The 18,306-nt window shown below is 51.0% G+C and carries 17 protein-coding genes; 6 read left to right on the top strand and 11 right to left on the bottom strand.

Annotated elements, in window-relative coordinates; genetic code table 11:
* Positions 1-15 precede the first annotated feature (15 nt).
* From M8370_RS06495 to rfaD, 6 genes are read right to left on the bottom strand one after another with little or no spacing between them, the layout of a single operon-like run.
* The gene (locus tag M8370_RS06495) at positions 16-1,179 is read right to left on the bottom strand and encodes an O-antigen ligase family protein (protein WP_040021006.1); all 1,164 of its coding nucleotides are present in this window, start codon (positions 1,177-1,179) and stop codon (positions 16-18) included.
* Entirely contained in the window at positions 1,166-2,071 is a 906-nt protein-coding gene (locus tag M8370_RS06490; RefSeq protein WP_048972666.1) for a WaaZ-like lipopolysaccharide core biosynthesis protein, read from the bottom strand. Before M8370_RS06490 ends, M8370_RS06495 begins: the two co-directional genes overlap by 14 nt.
* A gap of 1 nt (position 2,072) precedes the next feature.
* Positions 2,073-3,167: a glycosyltransferase family 9 protein gene (locus M8370_RS06485; RefSeq protein ID WP_023620211.1), complete on the bottom strand. Its 1,095-nt coding sequence runs from the start codon at positions 3,165-3,167 to the stop codon at positions 2,073-2,075.
* Between the two features lie 3 nt (positions 3,168-3,170).
* Positions 3,171-4,154, bottom strand: a complete 984-nt coding sequence (gene rfaC, locus M8370_RS06480) for a lipopolysaccharide heptosyltransferase RfaC (protein ID WP_029881900.1) — start codon at positions 4,152-4,154, stop codon at positions 3,171-3,173.
* A 3-nt stretch (positions 4,155-4,157) separates the two neighbouring features.
* Positions 4,158-5,204 carry an ADP-heptose--LPS heptosyltransferase RfaF gene (rfaF, locus tag M8370_RS06475; protein WP_040021004.1) on the bottom strand — a complete coding sequence of 349 codons (1,047 nt, stop codon included), beginning with the start codon at positions 5,202-5,204 and terminating at the stop codon, positions 4,158-4,160.
* A 2-nt stretch (positions 5,205-5,206) separates the two neighbouring features.
* A complete protein-coding gene (rfaD, locus tag M8370_RS06470) occupies positions 5,207-6,139 on the bottom strand; it encodes an ADP-glyceromanno-heptose 6-epimerase (RefSeq protein ID WP_013094908.1) in 933 nt (310 codons plus the stop codon).
* A 215-nt stretch (positions 6,140-6,354) separates the two neighbouring features.
* Between rfaD and kbl the strand changes: the two genes are divergently transcribed.
* From kbl to M8370_RS06455, 3 genes are all read left to right on the top strand, one after another.
* Complete coding sequence (kbl, locus tag M8370_RS06465; protein WP_013094909.1) at positions 6,355-7,551, top strand: glycine C-acetyltransferase; 1,197 nt, start codon at positions 6,355-6,357, stop codon at positions 7,549-7,551.
* Between the two features lie 9 nt (positions 7,552-7,560).
* The gene (gene tdh, locus M8370_RS06460) at positions 7,561-8,586 is read left to right on the top strand and encodes an L-threonine 3-dehydrogenase (RefSeq protein ID WP_029881902.1); all 1,026 of its coding nucleotides are present in this window, start codon (positions 7,561-7,563) and stop codon (positions 8,584-8,586) included.
* A gap of 164 nt (positions 8,587-8,750) precedes the next feature.
* On the top strand, positions 8,751-10,331 hold the full coding sequence (locus tag M8370_RS06455; protein ID WP_250020679.1) for a phosphoethanolamine transferase: 1,581 nt from the start codon (positions 8,751-8,753) through the stop codon (positions 10,329-10,331).
* 71 nt (positions 10,332-10,402) lie between these two features.
* Here M8370_RS06455 and M8370_RS06450 read toward each other — a convergent pair whose 3' ends face one another.
* On the bottom strand, positions 10,403-11,317 hold the full coding sequence (locus M8370_RS06450) for a hypothetical protein (RefSeq protein ID WP_102752290.1): 915 nt from the start codon (positions 11,315-11,317) through the stop codon (positions 10,403-10,405).
* A 15-nt stretch (positions 11,318-11,332) separates the two neighbouring features.
* A complete protein-coding gene (locus tag M8370_RS06445; protein ID WP_246932299.1) occupies positions 11,333-12,538 on the bottom strand; it encodes a glycosyltransferase in 1,206 nt (401 codons plus the stop codon).
* 206 nt (positions 12,539-12,744) lie between these two features.
* Here M8370_RS06445 and M8370_RS06440 point away from each other — a divergent pair, with 206 nt between their 5' ends.
* Positions 12,745-13,545, top strand: a complete 801-nt coding sequence (locus tag M8370_RS06440; protein ID WP_246932258.1) for a glycosyltransferase family 2 protein — start codon at positions 12,745-12,747, stop codon at positions 13,543-13,545.
* An 11-nt stretch (positions 13,546-13,556) separates the two neighbouring features.
* Here M8370_RS06440 and M8370_RS06435 read toward each other — a convergent pair whose 3' ends face one another.
* Genes M8370_RS06435 through gpmM form a run of 3 tightly spaced genes read right to left on the bottom strand, consistent with a single transcriptional unit; the run spans position 13,557 to position 17,330 of the window.
* Complete coding sequence (locus tag M8370_RS06435; RefSeq protein ID WP_250020678.1) at positions 13,557-14,489, bottom strand: divergent polysaccharide deacetylase family protein; 933 nt, start codon at positions 14,487-14,489, stop codon at positions 13,557-13,559.
* A 3-nt stretch (positions 14,490-14,492) separates the two neighbouring features.
* On the bottom strand, positions 14,493-15,752 hold the full coding sequence (gene envC, locus M8370_RS06430) for a murein hydrolase activator EnvC (protein WP_246932297.1): 1,260 nt from the start codon (positions 15,750-15,752) through the stop codon (positions 14,493-14,495).
* Between the two features lie 33 nt (positions 15,753-15,785).
* Positions 15,786-17,330: a 2,3-bisphosphoglycerate-independent phosphoglycerate mutase gene (gene gpmM / locus M8370_RS06425; protein ID WP_058650592.1), complete on the bottom strand. Its 1,545-nt coding sequence runs from the start codon at positions 17,328-17,330 to the stop codon at positions 15,786-15,788.
* A 248-nt stretch (positions 17,331-17,578) separates the two neighbouring features.
* Between gpmM and M8370_RS06420 the strand changes: the two genes are divergently transcribed.
* Together M8370_RS06420 and grxC are read left to right on the top strand one after the other, a co-directional pair.
* Positions 17,579-18,010: a rhodanese-like domain-containing protein gene (locus M8370_RS06420; protein ID WP_013094920.1), complete on the top strand. Its 432-nt coding sequence runs from the start codon at positions 17,579-17,581 to the stop codon at positions 18,008-18,010.
* Positions 18,011-18,021: 11 nt separating this feature from the next.
* Positions 18,022-18,273: a glutaredoxin 3 gene (grxC, locus tag M8370_RS06415; protein ID WP_010426371.1), complete on the top strand. Its 252-nt coding sequence runs from the start codon at positions 18,022-18,024 to the stop codon at positions 18,271-18,273.
* Positions 18,274-18,306: the final 33 nt, after the last annotated feature.

Here is an 18,306-nt window from a genome sequence, read left to right as displayed (position 1 = left end):
TCGGCGCCTCTGGAATTATTTTTGCAGCGCAGTTTTTACCGGGGTGCTGAAAATAATGGCAAGTGGAAGCCAGAATAGCACCCAGTATTCTCGCGGATTGCTGATTACGAACATGCCCTGGGTAACATAGAACATCAGCGCAAAGACAATAACCGCAATCTCTGCTTTGTGATTAGCAGCAAGGTGGCGAAGACATTGTCTGCCCGCAAAGAGAATCATACTCAAAAGTAGCAGAAGCCCCACAATACCGCCCTTCAGGAAAGTCGCTAAATAAAGGCTATGCGTTGTGGTAACAGGTTGACCATAGCCGTTAATGAATTCAAGTTCTTTATTGAAACCCCAGCCGAAAATCATTTTTTGCTTCGCCACTTCAAAAGCATGCTGCCAGATGCCGAAACGGACAGAGCCTGCACGGGAAGATTCTTCCGCGCGTTTGATGAATATATCGAAGAAGCCGCTGAAATAAAGGATGGAGCCAATAACTATCAATACGATCAGCGAGCCAGCTAATAGCTTTAAATTCCATTTCGGTTTACACAGAAACGCAACGATAGCGGCGACAATCATCGAAAGGAAAGGCCCACGGCTTTGGGTCAGAATCAAGCAGACCAGTAGCAGGGGAACGGGAATATAGAACCAGTAGTTACGTGTTTCGCGAACCAGAATGGCGCTCAACAAAATACCCAGCGCCATGTATCCCCCAAGATCAATGACATTGTCCGGGGAGAACGGGAATGCACGCGATAGTCGGTTTTGAAATATGTGCTCTTTATTGACATAAACCAGCGTTAATATCGTCAGTGCCACGATACCGAGATAGGCTGCGCCAATGATGTATTTTTTTCTTTCCTGTAACTCACACTGACGATAAAGGCACAGGAAAATAAATAAATAAAAGGAATGGCTGATGGCTGAGCTAAGATGTGAAGATTCCGCCCACAAATTTGAGAGTGAAAAGTAAAGCAAAAAGGCACCGGTCATCCCCAGTGCAGGAAGGAAGTCACGATCGTTGATAAAACGGGTGCGTGTCTCACTATTGATAATCATAGTGATGATAAACAGAGCCAGCGTGATATGGAATAAGATATTTACCCGTGAGACACCGCAAAAAATCATGCTCAAAAACATAAAGAGCACAAAAGGATAGAACAGGTAGCGTTGCAAATTAATTGAAGACATCACTAAAATCCTTTCTGGGAAAAACGGAGTCAGGGATAGCGCTTTGAGGAGAGAGATTGATAACTGAAATGTTATCTTTTTTGAAAATGGTGCTTGCCAGCGTTAGCGCGGGGATCACAACATTATGCACTTTATCCTCAAGAAATGAGGGCAACATCGTATCGTTGCTTTCATAGAAACGTGGCTGGTTGAAATTATTCATATCGAGACCAGCAATGTAAATTTTTTTGAATCCCAGAAAGTAAATTATCTGGAGCGCCCAGTATACCACGGTGCCAGCATCCACCACTCCATGTCGCACATCACGACTAAAAGCAATATTCGGATGCGTATCAGAGAAAACAATTTCTGGTGTGTCCGCTAAAGCTTGACGCAGATTATCCTGTTTAATTGAAGGTTTGTAGGTCTCATAACAAATATCTTCAATAATACAAATCTCGCACTGAATGTTTTCGTAGGAGAAACGCTTTATAAGTTTGACGATCCCCATAACGGTAGTAAATAAAATAACATTTTTACAGCCGGTTAATCGTTTCAAAAGCGCCGTTTGACGGTCGATAAACGTCATGTCGACAATGAAATAAAGACTAAAATTGAGCTGGTGATTAAGGTGCCAGGCGCCATTCACGCCAGCGGTCGCGACCGATGTCGGCAATTTTGCAAAATCAATATGTTTGATTGAAGGGCCTGTCGCCGCAATCAGAATCTCACCATTGAATCGATGATGAAGTGAGGATAAAGAGGTCAGTTTAATATCCAACCCCTTATATTTTAAATCACATATTTCACCGGTTTCATTGCGAGATAATTTAATAAATGGCCATAAATTCTCATTATGTCGCATATTACGCTTATGCGTATATCGATACAGTTGCTTGGTCAAAGAGCCCATTTCACGCCTCAAGTGATTCTTTTTTGTTTTTATTCACGGTCGTTAATAAACTGGCAATCTTATCCAGATCGGTTTCACCTACGGCAAACAGCTCTTCTTTTGGTTGGCTGAAATAGTAACGCGTTTCAAATACGTATGAGTTAATATTTTCGTCATTGCCAATCAACAGAACATTGCCGAGAGGGCGTTGTTCGTAATGGCAGCACGGGCCAAACAACATGACGATAGGCACACCCACTGCATCGGCAATGTAAATATTTCCGGAATCAGACGCGATATAGCAATCCATCTTTGAAATAGCCCACGGGAGTTCTTCCAGCGTGATCTTCCCAATCAGACTGATCAAGTTAGGAATGTCACCGTAAGCACGGGTGATATCGTCCAGCCACGACTGTTCATCAGGGGCGCCAAACACATAAAACTCGCAGGGCAGGTCGGCGAGACGATCAATAATTCGCTTCCAGATGACCGGCGGCACTGTTTTGGCTTTATTACCTGCGGCAATGCTGATGCCGATGCGGATCACATCAGGTTTGTCGAGAATTGCCGGGTAGGTCGCCGGTTTGAACAGCGGCTTTGTGGCGTGCTTGGGCGAGTCCTGCCACGTCAACGAACGGTCGGCCAGCTTCAGGTAATTGGTCACTGATAGCGTTTTTTTGCCGTGCTCAACGGTACCGTCGGCGGTGAGATAGAAAATCCCGTGATACCATCTGCGGGTGTAAATGCTTAAAAATTGTTTGTTTTTGGCATTACAGACGGCGGCAAAAAAGAGATTTACGCTGTTGGGTTGCAGAAGATAGACGTTGTCGTAGCGGTTCATGATGCGGCAGGCAAAGCTGAGCTTACGCCACAGGCTACGCTTATGCTGCTCGATAAAAAAAATCTCTTCGATCGTTTCGTCATGCTTCGCCAGCGCACCTACGCTGCGACTGATAAGCACATCACTTTTTTGCAGGTATGCCAGCAGGGGCGTCGCATTAACAAAATCACCGATTTTGGCTGTCTGAATGACCAGGTTTTTACCTGTATCTTTGCGGAACAGCTTCCGGATAAGCTTCACCGGAAGGAGTAAAATCAGCAGAAATACGTAACTCATTCGTTAGATATCCCTGTCGGAAAGCCAGTGGCTGTCCTGTAAAAATGAAAAAATGGCATCTGCGCTAATGTCCCTCGTTTGTTGAGTCGGGCTGACCATTTGATGCTGGTTTTTACCGTAACCCCCAATCAAACCGGGATCGGTCGGGCCAAAAATCGTGATGTTTGGACGATCCAGCGCCGCGGTTAAATGGCTTAAACCCGTATCAACGGAAACGACAGCTTTAGCTCCGGCCAGCTCTGCAGCAACTTGCGCCAGCGTGAGTTTAGGTAAAACCTCGACGTGCGAAAAACCGGCTGCCAGACGTTCAGCACGCTGGCGCTCATGTTCAGCACCCCACGGCAGTTTAATATGGATGCCGGCAGGTTGCATTAGTTCAATGAGTCTTCGCCAGTGCGTTTCCGGCCAGTGCTTATCATCGCGCGTTGTGGCATGCAGGAAGACCAGCCAGGGCTGCGCAGGCTTCTCTGCATCACGCAGAAAATGCTGCGAAATCGCGTAATCACCCTGCGTTTCCGGCTTTGTGTAACCGAGGCTTTTTGCGAACAGCTCGCGGGTGCGTTCCACTGCGTGCTGCTGCTTTGCAATATGGTGACGACGGTTATAGAACAGGCTGGCGAGTGGTTCGCGGGCGGTTTGCCAGTCCATGCCGTGCTTTACACCGTGTGCCAGGCGCGTGACTAACGCGGCGCTTTTGACCAGCCCCTGCGCGTCGATAATGGCGTCGTAACGCTGCGCCTGCACCGCATCGCGGAAGGCTTTGCGCTCGGCTTTAATCGGTGTGGAAAACCACGCTTTACGCCAGCGGCGGATGGCCACCGGGATCACGCGGTCGACCGCTTCGTGCCAGGTAGGGATCTGCGCGAAACCCTCTTCCACCACCCAGTCAAAACGAATGCCAGGAATGGCCCGCATGGCGTCCGTCAGCGACGGAAGCGTATGCAGCACATCACCCATCGAAGAGGTTTTAACGATCAATACCCGCATTCGTTATCCTTCTTCGCTCAGCAGCAGTTCGTTGAGTTCTTCGAGAACGCGCTGCGGCGTGATGTCGATCAGGCTCTGGTGATAACCTTGCGCGGCATCGCCTTTACGCACCTTATGGTAACCCGTGATCAGACGAATAACGCGCGCCTTATTTGAGAGCGGCGGCGTGAAGTCCGGGCTACTTGGACCGTACAACGCAATCAGCGGGCGGTTGAGCGCGGCGGCGACGTGCATCAGCCCGGAGTCGTTGGTGACTACGGCTTTACAGGCAGCAAGTAAAATCACCGCCTGCTCAAGCTGGGTTTCCCCGGCCAGGTTGCGGCACCAGGCCTGCTGTTCTGTGCTGAGGGCTGCAAGAATTTCGTTCCCCGCCTCGTGGTCTTTGGCTGAGCCGAACAGAACGATCTGATAACCTTCGTCAATCAACTGCTTTGCCAGCTCTGCGTAGTGATAGTGCGGCCAGCGTTTTGCCGGGCCGAATTCTGCGCCCGGGCAGAAGCCAATCATTGGCCGTTCAGAGGAAAGACCAAACGCGTTACAGGTCTGGGATTTTTCACCCTCGCTGACCTGTAGCTGTGGCCATAGCAGCGGCTGCGGCAGATCTTTTGCGCTGCGCATCACGCCCTTGTCGTAGGCCAGCGCCACATAGCGCTCCACCATTAATGGCCAGGCCTCTTTATCCAGCACGCGTGCGTCATTCAGCAGACCGTAGCGCATCTCACCGCGCCAGCCGGTACGGTGCGGCACACCGGCGAAGAAGGGAACAAGCGCGGATTTAAACGAATTGGGTAACACGTAAGCACGGTCATAACGCTTCTCGCGTAGACTGTGGCCGAGTTTACGACGTTCGCCAATCTCCAGCGCCCCGTGGCCGAGCGGCATTGGGATGGCTTCATTCACTTCCGGCATACGCGATAACAATGGACGGCACCATGCGGGTGCCATCACGTCGATTATCGCCTGGGGATAACGCGCCTTGAGCGTGCGATAGAGACTTTGCGACATCATCATGTCGCCCACCCATGACGGGCCGATCACCAGAATTCTCATACTTACGCGTCGCGGTTCAGCCAGGCCATATATTCCGTTACGCCTTCGGCAACGGTCTTGAACGGCTTGTCATAACCCGCTGCGCGCAGGTTAGTCAGATCGGCCTGGGTGAATGCCTGGTAGCGGCCTTTCAGTTTGTCCGGGAAAGGAATGTACTCAATGCTGCCTTTCTTGTGATACGCCAGCGTTGCGTCAGCCACGGCCTGGAAAGACTCCGCGCGGCCGGTGCCAAGGTTGAAAATACCGGATACCCCATTTTCCCAGAACCACAGGTTCACGGCGGCAACGTCGCCTACGTAGACGAAGTCACGCTTAAAGCCGTCGCTGCCTTCGAACAGTTTTGGACTTTCGCCGTTATTCAGCTGAGTGTTCAGATGGAACGCCACGCTCGCCATGCTGCCTTTGTGGCCTTCGCGCGGCCCGTAGACGTTGAAGTAGCGGAAACCAACGATCTGGGAGTTCGCTTCTGGCAACACCTGACGCACATATTCGTCGAAAAGGAACTTGGAGTAACCGTAGACGTTCAACGGCTGTTCATATTCGCGGGATTCAATGAAATCAGAGGTACGTCCGCCGTAGGTGGCCGCCGAAGAGGCATACAGGAACGGAATTTCACGCTCCAGACAGTAGTGAAGCAGCTCTTTAGAGTACTGATAGTTATTATCCATCATGTACTTACCATCCCACTCGGTGGTGGAGGAGCATGCCCCTTCGTGGAAGATGGCTTCGATCTCGCCGAACTCTTCACCTGCCATAATCTGGATAAGGAAGTCTTCTTTATCCATGTAGTCAGCGATGTTCAGATCCACCAGGTTGACGAACTTGGTGCCGTCTTTCAGGTTGTCAACCACCAGGATGTCGGTGATGCCTTTGTCATTGAGAGCTTTAACAATATTGCTGCCGATAAAGCCCGCGCCGCCGGTAACGATGATCATAACTGTAACCTTTGAAGTGTGGAGTCCGGGGACAATCCCGGACGCTAATGGTTCTATCATATCATTAGTATGGCTGCCCTTCAGCCATTCACCGACATAGCGCAAGGGTACACGTGATTTATGCTGCAAAAACGAGAAGAGATAATGTGTCATCTCGTCATGAACTATAGGTTTGGGTAATATGTGCCGAAATTTGCCGAGTCTGGAGAATTGCAATGCGTGGTGATTTTTACAAACAGTTAAACAGCGACCTTGAGACCGCGCGTGCGGAAGGGTTGTTTAAAGAAGAGCGTATTATCACGTCTGCTCAGCAGGCGGACATCACCGTTGCCGATGGCAGCCACGTGATCAACTTTTGTGCGAACAACTACTTAGGTCTTGCGAATCACCCTGAGCTGATTGCTGCGGCGAAAAGCGGTATGGACACCCACGGTTTTGGTATGGCCTCCGTACGCTTTATCTGCGGCACGCAGGACAGTCACAAGCAGCTTGAGAAAAAGCTGGCGAACTTCTTAGGCATGGAAGACGCAATTCTGTACTCCTCCTGCTTCGACGCCAACGGCGGTCTGTTTGAGACGCTGCTGGGTGCAGAAGATGCCATTATCTCCGACGCCCTTAATCACGCTTCCATCATTGATGGTGTGCGCCTGTGTAAAGCGAAGCGTTTCCGCTATGCCAACAACGATATGGTTGAACTGGAAGCACGCCTGAAAGAGGCGCGTGAAGCGGGTGCTCGCCATGTGCTCATCGCCACCGACGGCGTGTTCTCTATGGATGGCGTGATCGCCAACCTGAAGGGCGTGTGCGACCTGGCGGATAAATACGATGCGCTGGTGATGGTCGATGACTCGCACGCGGTCGGTTTTGTGGGTGAAAACGGCCGTGGCTCGCATGAATACTGTGACGTGATGGGCCGCGTGGACATCATCACCGGTACGCTGGGTAAAGCGCTTGGTGGCGCGTCTGGCGGTTATACCGCTGCGCGTAAAGAGGTGGTGGAGTGGCTGCGCCAGCGCTCCCGTCCGTACCTGTTCTCCAACTCCCTCGCGCCGGCCATTGTTGCCGCCTCCATCAAAGTGCTGGAGATGGTGGAATCCGGGGCTGAACTGCGCGACCGTCTGTGGTCCAACGCGCGCCTGTTCCGCGAAAAAATGAGTGCGGCAGGGTTTACCCTGGCCGGTGCTGACCACGCCATTATCCCGGTCATGCTGGGTGATGCCGTCGTGGCGCAGAACTTTGCCCGTGAGCTGCAAAAAGAAGGCATTTACGTGACCGGGTTCTTCTTCCCGGTCGTACCAAAAGGCCAGGCGCGTATCCGCACCCAGATGTCCGCGGCGCATTCGCCTGAACAAATTGAACGTGCGGTGGAAGCCTTTACCCGCATCGGTAAACAGCTGGGCGTAATTGCCTGAGGACGTGTGATGAAAGCGTTATCCAAACTGAAAGCGGAAGAAGGGATTTGGATGACCGACGTGCCGGAGCCGGAAGTCGGTCATAACGATCTGCTGATTAAAATTCGTAAAACCGCCATTTGCGGCACTGACGTTCATATCTACAACTGGGATCAGTGGTCGCAAAAAACCATTCCGGTACCCATGGTTGTCGGCCACGAATACGTTGGTGAAGTAGTTGGGATTGGTCAGGAAGTGAAAGGTTTTAACATTGGCGACCGCGTCTCGGGTGAAGGACACATCACCTGCGGCCACTGCCGTAACTGCCGCGGTGGGCGTACGCACCTGTGCCGTAATACCATTGGCGTGGGCGTGAATCGTCCGGGTTGCTTCGCGGAATATCTGGTGATCCCGGCTTTCAACGCGTTCAAAATTCCGGACAACATTTCTGACGATCTGGCCTCGATCTTTGACCCGTTCGGCAACGCGGTACATACGGCGCTCTCTTTCGACCTGGTCGGCGAGGATGTGCTGGTCTCCGGTGCGGGCCCTATCGGGATTATGGCCGCAGCGGTGGCGAAGCACGTGGGTGCGCGTAATGTAGTGATTACCGACGTGAACGAATACCGTCTGTCGCTGGCCCGCAAGATGGGCGTCACCCGTGCGGTGGATGTCTCTAAAGAGAGCCTGGCCGATGTGATGGAAGAGCTGGGCATGACCGAAGGGTTTGACGTGGGTCTTGAGATGTCCGGCGCACCACCGGCGTTCCGTACTATGTTGGATACCATGAACCACGGCGGTCGTATTGCGATGCTGGGTATTCCGCCGTCGGATATGTCTATCGACTGGAATAAAGTTATCTTCAAAGGGCTGTTCATTAAAGGCATCTATGGCCGTGAAATGTTCGAAACCTGGTATAAGATGGCGGCATTAATTCAGTCTGGCCTGGATCTGTCCCCGATTATTACACATCGTTTCTCCGTTGATGATTTCCAGAAAGGCTTTGACGCGATGCGTTCGGGCCAGTCCGGGAAAGTTATTTTGAGCTGGGATTAAACCTGCCAGCTGGCACCCGTATAAACGGGTGCCAGTGCTAATTATGGTAGTTTGACTTTTCGGAATTTTCTTGTTACTTTTCAATAAAATACCAATCTTTCTTCTCCACGCGTTTATTAATAATAATTACGTCAGGAAGACACTGTCAGGCTTGTCAAAACATTATGTCCACGCACCTTTCGCTGAAGCTGGTTGATACAACTTCACGGTTTACCTCTTTTTTAAATCTGGCGATTTCTCTTTTAATATTTATGGCTGTAAATATTTTACATGCCCGATATAATTTGGTAATTAACAGAACGTTTGTTTTTTTGCTGATGTTGTTGATGCTCAAGTGCATAGACAATAAATTAATACGCAATGTACTGGCGATTGTACTTCTCATTCCAGTTGCGGCAGATATTTCTCTCCAGCTACACGCATGGAGAAATTTCGATTCTGCGTTTAGTTATGGGTTTGCAATGAGCATAATCCACTCCACACCGGATGAAGCAAGTTCAATGCTCAGCGTGTACTGGCGTGAATGCATTATTTTTATCACACTCTCTGCTTTTTTTATTTATACCGCAAATACGGGTGCATGGCCCGTTGCACCGCGATTTCGTCGCTGGCCTGCCATTGTGCTTGGTGTGACGTTGTTGGCTTTCTATGGTCAGGCACTACAGCACCAGTTCAGGAAAAGCAGCGTCGAAAGTCTGGCGCAGCGCGTGGTTCAGGCGACACCAGTCAGTACGGCAAAAGTTTTTATGCAGGCTTTTGAAGATAACGCGGTCATTGCCAATATCGGTAACAACATTCCTGATTACAAACTCACGTTTTCGGATACCGGTATTGAGAACTACGTGCTGGTTATCGGTGAGTCTGAGCGAGCGGCGAATATGGGCATCTATGGTTATCAACGAGATACTACACCAGAGCTGGAAAAGCAGAAATCGCAGCTCTTGCTGTTCCGTAATGCTGTAGCGCCAGCGCCGGTCACGATTATGGCCGTACCGTTGGCCATGACCGCTGATAAAGTGAATATTCGCGATCCGAAAAAATATGGTGATAATGTTATTAATATTGCCAATAAAGCAGGCTATGAAACTTATTGGTTTAGTCATCAGGGTAAAGGCGGGGCGCATAACAACGTCATCACCGGGATTGCCATGAATACGAAAAAGCATGAATGGCTCGAAGGCGGTTACGATGAAGATCTTCTACCTCTGTTGCAGAATGCATTAAAAGCCCCGGGTAAAAAAGTGATCGTCTTGCATTTATACGGCAGCCATGAACCATCCTGTACGCGCTTTCCGGCAAACCAGGCGGTGTTACATGGTACCAATGAGGCCGATGACTGTTATGACAACTCGGTACGGTATACAGACACATTGATGGGCAAGATGTTTAGTATGCTGGCCAACTCGCGTTCTTCGGTTATGTATTTTTCCGATCATGGTTTGATTCGTGATCCGCAACGCGCTGTCGTTTATTCTCACGGAAACGTGAACCCTCCACGAGAGGCTCTGCACATCCCTATGTTTATCTGGTATGGGCAACAGGTTGATAAAGCCAGGCAATACACAGGAGACTATTACACCGTCTGGTCTGCTGATGATGTGAACACGCTTGCTGAATTGTGGTTGGGGATCCATCGTCAGGGTCAACCTGTCCAGTCGGTACACTCATGGCTTGCCGGTTACGATAAGAATGTCTCAGTACTGGATACCACAGGTAAGACCTATTACTGGAGCAATATACGTTAGCCTGGACGTGTGATATCTACTGCACATCAAGGTGACGTAAAATAATAAAAGGGGCCTGAGGCCCCTTTTATTTACTGGTTCTTTTTCTCTTCGTCAGTCAAATACCGCACTTTGCGGGTATAATCTTGACCTTTGAACAGTAATTTATTATCTGCTGACTTTATATATTTCTGCCATTCGGAGAGAGGGAAACCGCCATGAGCGCCAATCACCTCTTTTGGAATTACGGCTTCCTGTCCGCCAATTTTTTTGGAAACAGGCCAGTTTACCCAGTCCCCCAGGTTGACGGTTTTTAAATCCAGCATGTCCAGTAGGGCAGTGAGCGGCAACTGGTCAGTTGGGGGCTGACTGTCGTCCATGAGTTCCCAGGTATCCTGAAATAGCGCCAGCCACAATGGGCAAATACGACGCCAGGTCTTTTTGGTAGCCGCAAGGAAGGCACTGTTAACATGGTCAACCAGATACGGCCGTACCATATCTTTATAATACGCTGGCACTTTTTCAACCGGTGCACCGTCCAGTTTGGCAATCATTTTCCCCTGGCGGAAGCTTGAGTAAAGGTGCATATCCGCGATTTTAATCTCTGGCATTTTTAGCAGATTGAGGTCGGAATCGATCATCAATACACCTTCACCGCGCGCCTGTAGCGGGGCGTTAAGTTTTATCAGGCGGCTGAGGTAGATCTGCTTATAACGATAATTTTCCTCACGGACCGGAAGGCTAAGCGTCACTATGCGGGTTTTAGGCGGCAATGTACCAAAGGCTGACTCTGGCTGATCGCTGACGATGACTATTTCGCTAATCCCGGTGGCATAGCGCTCCGCGAAAGTGGCAGAGAGTAATGCTTCTTCGACGAAATCTGCACCGGTACAGGGAATGACAATTGAATCAACCGTAGGCAGTTCGCCCGTCAGGTGAAGAGAGCTGTAAGGAATATTGTGCCGCCCGGTGATATGACGATAGCGAGCGTTAAGAAATTTAAACATATTTATCTCGTTAGTTTATTGCGCGCCAAGCACGGCTTCGACACCGCTGACATACTTTTCAATGGCATAGTTACGACAAACATTTTGCCTGGCTGCTGCAGCCAGTCGAGCCCGCAGGTTAGCATCCGTCCAGATACTATCCAGATGTTGCGCTAGTTGTGAAACATCGCTCCAGGGGAAAAGCAACCCGGTAGAGGCATGGTCAATGAGTTCACCTGTGCCGGTCACCTGGGATCCAATAACGGGGATATTAAGTAGCATCGCTTCCAGCACTACGCGAGGAAGGCCTTCACTTTTAGAGGCGAGGATAAATGCGTCAAACGTGGCGAGGTAATCAAAAGGGGTATTCTGAAAACCAGTGAAGATCACGTGACTTGCAATACCCAGATTTTGGGCCTGTGCTGCTAACGCATCACGCTCAGGGCCTTCACCGACTAGCACCATTTTCCACTTCGCCTCAGGATGCTTCAGACTGAACTGCGCCAGTGCTTCAAGCGTATGATGGTTAGCTTTACGTGGGATCAATGAGCCAATGCTGCCAAACACAAAGGTCTCGTCATCTATGCCCAGTCGCTGACGCATTGCGCGGCGATCCGGTAAAGGCTGGTAGATGTCGATGGCATTGTTAACGGTCGTACACAGATCGGGTCGGATACCATGCTGCAGCAGCACCTGTTCAACGCCATGCGAGACCGCGATGATCTTTGTGGCATGCGCATTGACCAGTTTCACCAGTGGTGGGGACAGAACAGGTTCAATACGGCAGTGCTGAATTAATCGCGCCTGTAGTTTCGCCGCCGCGAGATAACCTTCCTCGTTCGAGCCAGGTTGGTTATTCATATAGAGCGTATCGAAACCACCATGCGAGAAAAGCGTTTCGATTTTGCTGACATTGGGCCTGATACGCCACAGAGTATCGACGTGTCGTGTAAACGCTTTACGGGCATTGCGCGAGAAAAACAGCAGACCACGTCCTGCTTCTTTCAACAATTTTGCCCATGCCGGTTGCTTATGTTGAGGAATGACGATCAGCGGGATCCCAATGCTGTTTAGCACCTGGCCTATGGTTTGACCACCAGCACGACTATAATCGTTGTAAAAACAACAAGTAATGTCGAATTTGTCGCGATCAATTCGCTTCAGAAGCTCAAGCATACTGTTGGTGCCTCCCCCCCATTCTTTGCCTGTGTCCAGGAGGAGGATTTTACGTTTTTGCGGCATGTCTGAATCCATGTGCTACCCTTGATCTGACCGCATTATAAAGAATCTGCTGAAATAAAATAGATTTTTCTATTGTGATAGTTTTTTCTGTAAGATAAATTTTCAAACACGATTATTTTAAAAGTGTGATTTAAGACTTTAATCGTCTCTTCTCATTTAGATAGTATTAATGAAAAAATTTATGCTGTTATTGAGTGAGTGGAAAAATGTTTAAAATAACGGTCTGCTTATTAACTTTCAACTCAGAAAGGTTGTTACGTGACGTAATTCCGCCTCTTTTAAAAATAGCGGATGAAATCGTCATTGTTGATTCCGGAAGCACAGATAATACACTACATATTTGCCAGAGTTATGGTTTGTCGCCGGTCTACAAAAAATATGGCTGGCATGGCGAGCAGATGAACCATGCCGTGTCATTAGCGAGTCATGACTGGGTCCTGTGCATCGACAGTGATGAAATTCTCGATTCAGACACTGTTGATGCTATTTTAAAATTAAAAAGGGGTGACGAACCCGATCCTGAAATGGCATGGCGGATATGTCGTCACTGGTATGTTTTGGGCGAAAAAGTCCGAACATTATATCCTGTCTCTTCTCCTGATTTCCCGGTACGACTTTTTAACCGTAAGCAGGCACGATTTAATAACAGACCCGTAGACGATAAGGTAGAAGGTTTTCGCCACTCTGAACGCATTCCCGGTTACGTCAGACATGATACATTTCACACATTGCATGAACTTTTTAGCAAATTGAATGGTTATACAACCCGCCTGGTTCAATATCAAACGATACGCCCCTCTATCGGTCGAGGTGTGATCAGCGCCATCGGCGCCTTTTTCAAATGGTATCTGTTCAGTGGTGCCTGGCGTCAGGGAAGAGTGGGGGCAGCAACAGGCTTGTATGCCACGGCCTACAGTTTTTTGAAGTATTTCAAAGCCTGGTATCAATATCAGGAAAGAAAAGAGCCCGTTACAAAAGAGCAAACGGACTCTCACATTACAGAATAAGCGTTAGCCGATCAGGCTTTCTTACCCCAGCCTTGCCACTGATGTTGAAAATATTGCACCAGCGTACTCTGACTCATGCTTTCACCAATCACAGAGAAGAACCGGGTCGCATAAACCGGTTCAGGGGCTTGTTTCGGCACACAGCGTTTTACGCCGCGGAACGGGTTACGCGGCGCTGATAACCCTGGTTTCCCCTGGTTCGGCGTCGACGTATCAACCTGTGGTTCGTTCAGGAGATCGCTCGGGCGGACCAGCGTGATATCCGAAGGCAAGGTCGGCAGCATTTGCTGCAGGACGCGAACGGTCGACGGATGCGGGTGGCCGATGGCAATCGCGGAGCCATTGCGGCGGGCCAGCTGCACAGCGCGATTAAACTGCACGCGAATGTCCGCTTCGTTCTGCGTATCGTCAAGGAACACCTTGCGCTTAATCACCTTCACCCCCGTTCCCTGCGCGGCACGCATCGCCTGACTGTTGCCGATGGTCATGCTGTCGAGGAAGTAGAGGTTGTAACGCTCCAGCGCCTGCATCACTTTGAGCATCCCGTACAGGCTGGATGTCATCGCGCTGCCCATATGGTTGTTTAACCCCACGGCATACGGCACTTTGTTGTAAGCGTCGCGGATAATGCGATCGATCTCATCGCTGCTCATCTCAGGGCGCAGAGTATCTTTTTCCAGCGGTTGTTTGCTGATGGGGGCCATCGGCAGATGGATCAATACCTGGTGGCCGCTGTTGTGGGCCTTGGTCGCCATCTCACGCGCGTGTGGCGCATTCGGGAGGACGGCGACAGAAATGGCTGCCGGCATCGCCAGCACCTGATTTTCATAGTGCGGACGATAACCGAAGTCATCAATCACAATGGCGAGTTTACCGGCGTATACCGGTGCGACCAGCGCCAGTGCGCTGGCGACGGAGAGAACAATTCGACGAAATTGAAGCAAAACTTATCTTCCCAACCACGGCTGTGGATTGACCGCCTGACCCTGGCGACGAATTTCGAAATAGAGTGACGGGCGGCCCTGACCGCCACTGCTGCCCACAAGGGCGATGGGTTGACCCGCGCGCACCTGAGTGCCAACGCTGACCAGTGCGCTCTGGTTGTAACCGTAGAGGCTCATGTCGCCTTTACCGTGCTCAACCACTACCACAAGCCCGTAACCCTGCAGCCAGTCGGCCAGGATCACGCGGCCATCGGCGATGGCTTTCACTTCGCTACCTTCAGACGCACCGATAACTATCCCTTTCCAACGTAGTTCACCCTGCAGCTGTTCGCCATAACGATGCAGAATTGTACCGCGAACGGGCCAGTAAGCCTGACCGCGAGGGGAGCCCAGGCCACCGGTTCGTGACATCAATGAGCGTTCGCTTTCGCTTGGTTTATAGGTCGTGCCTTTACGGGAGGCTTCCTGCTGCTTATCGCGAACGGCCTGCGCCTCGCGAGCCTCTTTTTCAGCGCGGGCTTTTGCCGCGGCCTCCGCTCGGGCGATGCTGTTACGCAGCTTCGATTCGTTGGCGCGCATTTCGCTCAACTGGCTCTGACCAGCCTGAATGGAGGATTCAAGCCCGGAAAGGGTTTTCTTACGTTCGTTGCGAGCCTGCTCGAGCTTTGCCTGCTGGGCCTGCTGTTCGTAGAGCAGCGTCTGCTGCTGGCTCTGCTTCTCTTCCAGCTCGGCTTTTTGCGTGGTGACCTCTTCGCGCGTCTGTTTTAGCTGCGCGATAGTCTCCTGACGCGCCTGGTTCAGATAGCCGAAATAGGCCTGCAGGCGCTGACCGCGCTGGCTCTCTTCACCGCTGAGGATCAGCTGAAGGCCGGTGTGTTCACCCTGGCGGAATGCGGCGTCAAGTTGCGCCGCAAGATTACGTTCCTGCGCATCGCGCTGACGTTCCAGCTTGGCAATCGACGCGTTCATCTCGTCGATCTGTTTATTCAACTGGGAGAGGGTGTTTTGTGTTTCGCGGAGCTTACGTGCGGCGGCGGAGATCGCCTCTTCCTGCTGCTTAAGCTGAGCAAGCAGCGACGCGCGTTGCTGTTGCTGCTGACGTACCGCACGCTCTTTGGCGGCGATATCGGCCTGAATGGATTTCAGCTGGTCGCGATCATCCGCGTGGGCGGATGCGGCGCACAGCAATACGCCAGCGCTGAGTGCGCTGGCGTAAAACAGAGGTCTGATTGATAACCTAAGCGGTTTCACGACCCATGTGATTGAAAAAATCGCCTTTCCCCTCATGGGGAGCGATTATTCCACGATGAACAGCGGCTTACCAGTCATCTCTTCAGGGATCGGCATACCCATCAGCGACAACATGGTTGGCGCGATGTCAGAAAGCTTGCCGCCTTCCACTGCTTTCAGTGCTTTATCACCTACATAAATCAGCGGAACCGGCAGGTTGGTGTGGGCCGTATGCGCCTGTCCGGTTGCCGGGTCGCGCATCTGCTCTGCGTTACCGTGGTCAGCGGTAATCAGCAGCTGGCCGCCAACGGATTCAACCGCTTTGGCAACCTGCTCAACGCAGTGATCCAGCGCTTCAACCGCTTTAATAGCCGCTTCCATCACCCCGGTATGACCCACCATGTCACCGTTCGGATAGTTACAGATGATGGTGTCGTATTTACCGCTAACGATCGCCGCAACCAGTTTTTCGGTCAATTCCGCAGAGCTCATCTCTGGCTGCAGGTCATAGGTAGCGACTTTTGGTGAATTAATCAGAATGCGATCTTCGCCTTTGAACGGCTCTTCTACACCGCCGTTAAAGAAGAAGGTGACGTGGGCATATTTCTCGGTTTCGGAGATACGCAACTGCGTCTTATCGTTTTTCGCCATCCACTCACCGAAGGTATTGGCCAGTGAAGCCGGTGGGTAAGCGCATGGGGCGTTGATGTCTGCGGCGTACTCGGTCAACTGGATGAAGTTGATGTTCACCGCTTTCTTACGGGCGAAACCGTCGAAATCGCTGTTAACGAATGCGCGGGTGATTTCACGCGCACGGTCAGCACGGAAGTTCATGAAGATCAGCGCGTCGCCATCTTCCATGGCGGCATCAGCCTGGCCTTCTGCGCGAATGACGGTCGCTTTAACGAATTCGTCGTTTTCATCGCGCGCGTACGCGGCTTCAAGGCCCTCAACGGCAGTCGCAAACTGGAACTCGCCTTTTGCCAGCGTCATCAGGTCATAGGCCTGTTCCACACGATCCCAGCGATTATCGCGATCCATGGCGTAGTAGCGGCCAATAATAGATGCCACGCGGCCTTTGCCCAGTGCGGCAAATTTCTCTTCGAAGGCTTCCAGCGAACCTTTAGCGCTACGCGGTGGCGTATCGCGGCCATCCAGGAACGCGTGCAGGTAGATTTTTTCCGCACCGCGCTCAGCGGCCAGTTCAACCATCGCCATAATATGATCTTCATGGCTATGAACGCCGCCGGCAGACAGCAGACCCATGATATGCACGGCTTTGCCTGCGGCAACGGCTTTATCCACCGCACCACACAGCACAGGGTTGGCGAAGAAGGTGCGTTCTTTGATTTCAACATCCAGACGCGTCAGATCCTGATAGACGATACGCCCGGCGCCCAGGTTGACGTGACCGACTTCAGAGTTACCCATCTGACGGTCCGGCAGACCCACTTCCAGGCCGGATGCGTCAATCAGAGTGTGGGGACGTTTCGCCCACAGCGCATCCATGACCGGGGTTTTAGCGTTGAAAATGGCGTTATCCTGTTGATCTTCACGGTAGCCATAGCCATCCAGAATCACCAGTACCATAGGTTTTTTAGAAACCGACATTGCGACAACCTCATGCTCAAGAGTCAAAAATTTGCGTAATTTTACTACAGCTGAATCGTTCAAATAGCCGCAGAAGATCAAAGAAAGGGCAGGGACAAGATGCTTCTCCGACCATTTTGAGGCATTTTTTTAGGTGGCATGCCGCAGAAAATGGATTAGCTTAGGGTCGCTGGCTGTATTTGCCACAACGCACAGGTATACTCCTGTCCTGGTTTTTTTAATCACTAAGTCGGGAGTAGTTACCCTCCATGCAAGAAATTATGCAATTCGTTAGCCGCCATCCGGTTCTGAGCATCGCGTGGATTGGCCTGCTGGCCGCTGTGCTGTTCACCACATTTAAGGGCCTGACGTCTAAGATTAAGGTTATCACCCGTGGTGAAGCGACGCGTCTGATTAACAAAGAAGATGCCGTCGTGGTCGATCTGCGTCAGCGTGACGATTTCCGCAAAGGGCACATTGCAGGCGCTATCAACCTGCTGCCAGCTGAAATCAAAGCCAACAACGTGGGCGAGCTTGAGAAGCATAAAGCCCAGCCGATTATCGTTGTTGACGGTACCGGCATGCAGGCGCAGGAATCTGCTAGCCTGCTACATAAAGCAGGCTTCGAAAACGTCTCTGTACTGAAAGAAGGCATTTCCGGCTGGAGCGGAGAAAACCTTCCTTTGGTGCGCGGTAAATAAGGAGTTCAGTGATGGCCAATATCGAGATCTACACCAAAGCGACCTGCCCGTTCTGTCACCGTGCGAAAGCGCTGCTGAACAGCAAAGGCGTAACGTTCCAGGAACTGCCGATCGATGGTGACGCGATAAAACGCGAAGAGATGATTCAACGTAGTGGTCGCACGACGGTTCCGCAGATTTTTATTGATGCGCAGCACATTGGCGGCTGTGATGACTTGTATGCGCTCGACGCCCGTGGTGGACTCGATCCCCTGCTGAGCTAAGAGACTTTAGGACAATTTAAAAAGGGTTTTTCC

The organism is Enterobacter cloacae complex sp. OE43NF (genome assembly GCF_023544405.1).
Taxonomy (GTDB): Bacteria; Pseudomonadota; Gammaproteobacteria; order Enterobacterales; family Enterobacteriaceae; genus Enterobacter; species Enterobacter cloacae.
Note: the sequence above shows the minus strand (reverse complement) of the source record. Positions and strands in the feature narration are given on the sequence as shown.

Bases quoted from the DNA above. Each gene is read 5' to 3' on its own strand.
- M8370_RS06495 (WP_040021006.1), bottom strand. From the start codon at position 1,179: ATGTCTTCAATTAATTTGCAACGCTACCTGTTCTATCCTTTTGTGCTC.
- M8370_RS06490 (WP_048972666.1), bottom strand. From the start codon at position 2,071: ATGGGCTCTTTGACCAAGCAACTGTATCGATATACGCATAAGCGTAAT.
- M8370_RS06485 (WP_023620211.1), bottom strand. From the start codon at position 3,167: ATGAGTTACGTATTTCTGCTGATTTTACTCCTTCCGGTGAAGCTTATC.
- rfaC (WP_029881900.1), bottom strand. From the start codon at position 4,154: ATGCGGGTATTGATCGTTAAAACCTCTTCGATGGGTGATGTGCTGCAT.
- rfaF (WP_040021004.1), bottom strand. From the start codon at position 5,204: ATGAGAATTCTGGTGATCGGCCCGTCATGGGTGGGCGACATGATGATG.
- rfaD (WP_013094908.1), bottom strand. From the start codon at position 6,139: ATGATCATCGTTACCGGCGGCGCGGGCTTTATCGGCAGCAATATTGTT.
- kbl (WP_013094909.1), top strand. From the start codon at position 6,355: ATGCGTGGTGATTTTTACAAACAGTTAAACAGCGACCTTGAGACCGCG.
- tdh (WP_029881902.1), top strand. From the start codon at position 7,561: ATGAAAGCGTTATCCAAACTGAAAGCGGAAGAAGGGATTTGGATGACC.
- M8370_RS06455 (WP_250020679.1), top strand. From the start codon at position 8,751: ATGTCCACGCACCTTTCGCTGAAGCTGGTTGATACAACTTCACGGTTT.
- M8370_RS06450 (WP_102752290.1), bottom strand. From the start codon at position 11,317: ATGTTTAAATTTCTTAACGCTCGCTATCGTCATATCACCGGGCGGCAC.
- M8370_RS06445 (WP_246932299.1), bottom strand. From the start codon at position 12,538: ATGCCGCAAAAACGTAAAATCCTCCTCCTGGACACAGGCAAAGAATGG.
- M8370_RS06440 (WP_246932258.1), top strand. From the start codon at position 12,745: ATGTTTAAAATAACGGTCTGCTTATTAACTTTCAACTCAGAAAGGTTG.
- gpmM (WP_058650592.1), bottom strand. From the start codon at position 17,330: ATGTCGGTTTCTAAAAAACCTATGGTACTGGTGATTCTGGATGGCTAT.
- M8370_RS06420 (WP_013094920.1), top strand. From the start codon at position 17,579: ATGCAAGAAATTATGCAATTCGTTAGCCGCCATCCGGTTCTGAGCATC.
- grxC (WP_010426371.1), top strand. From the start codon at position 18,022: ATGGCCAATATCGAGATCTACACCAAAGCGACCTGCCCGTTCTGTCAC.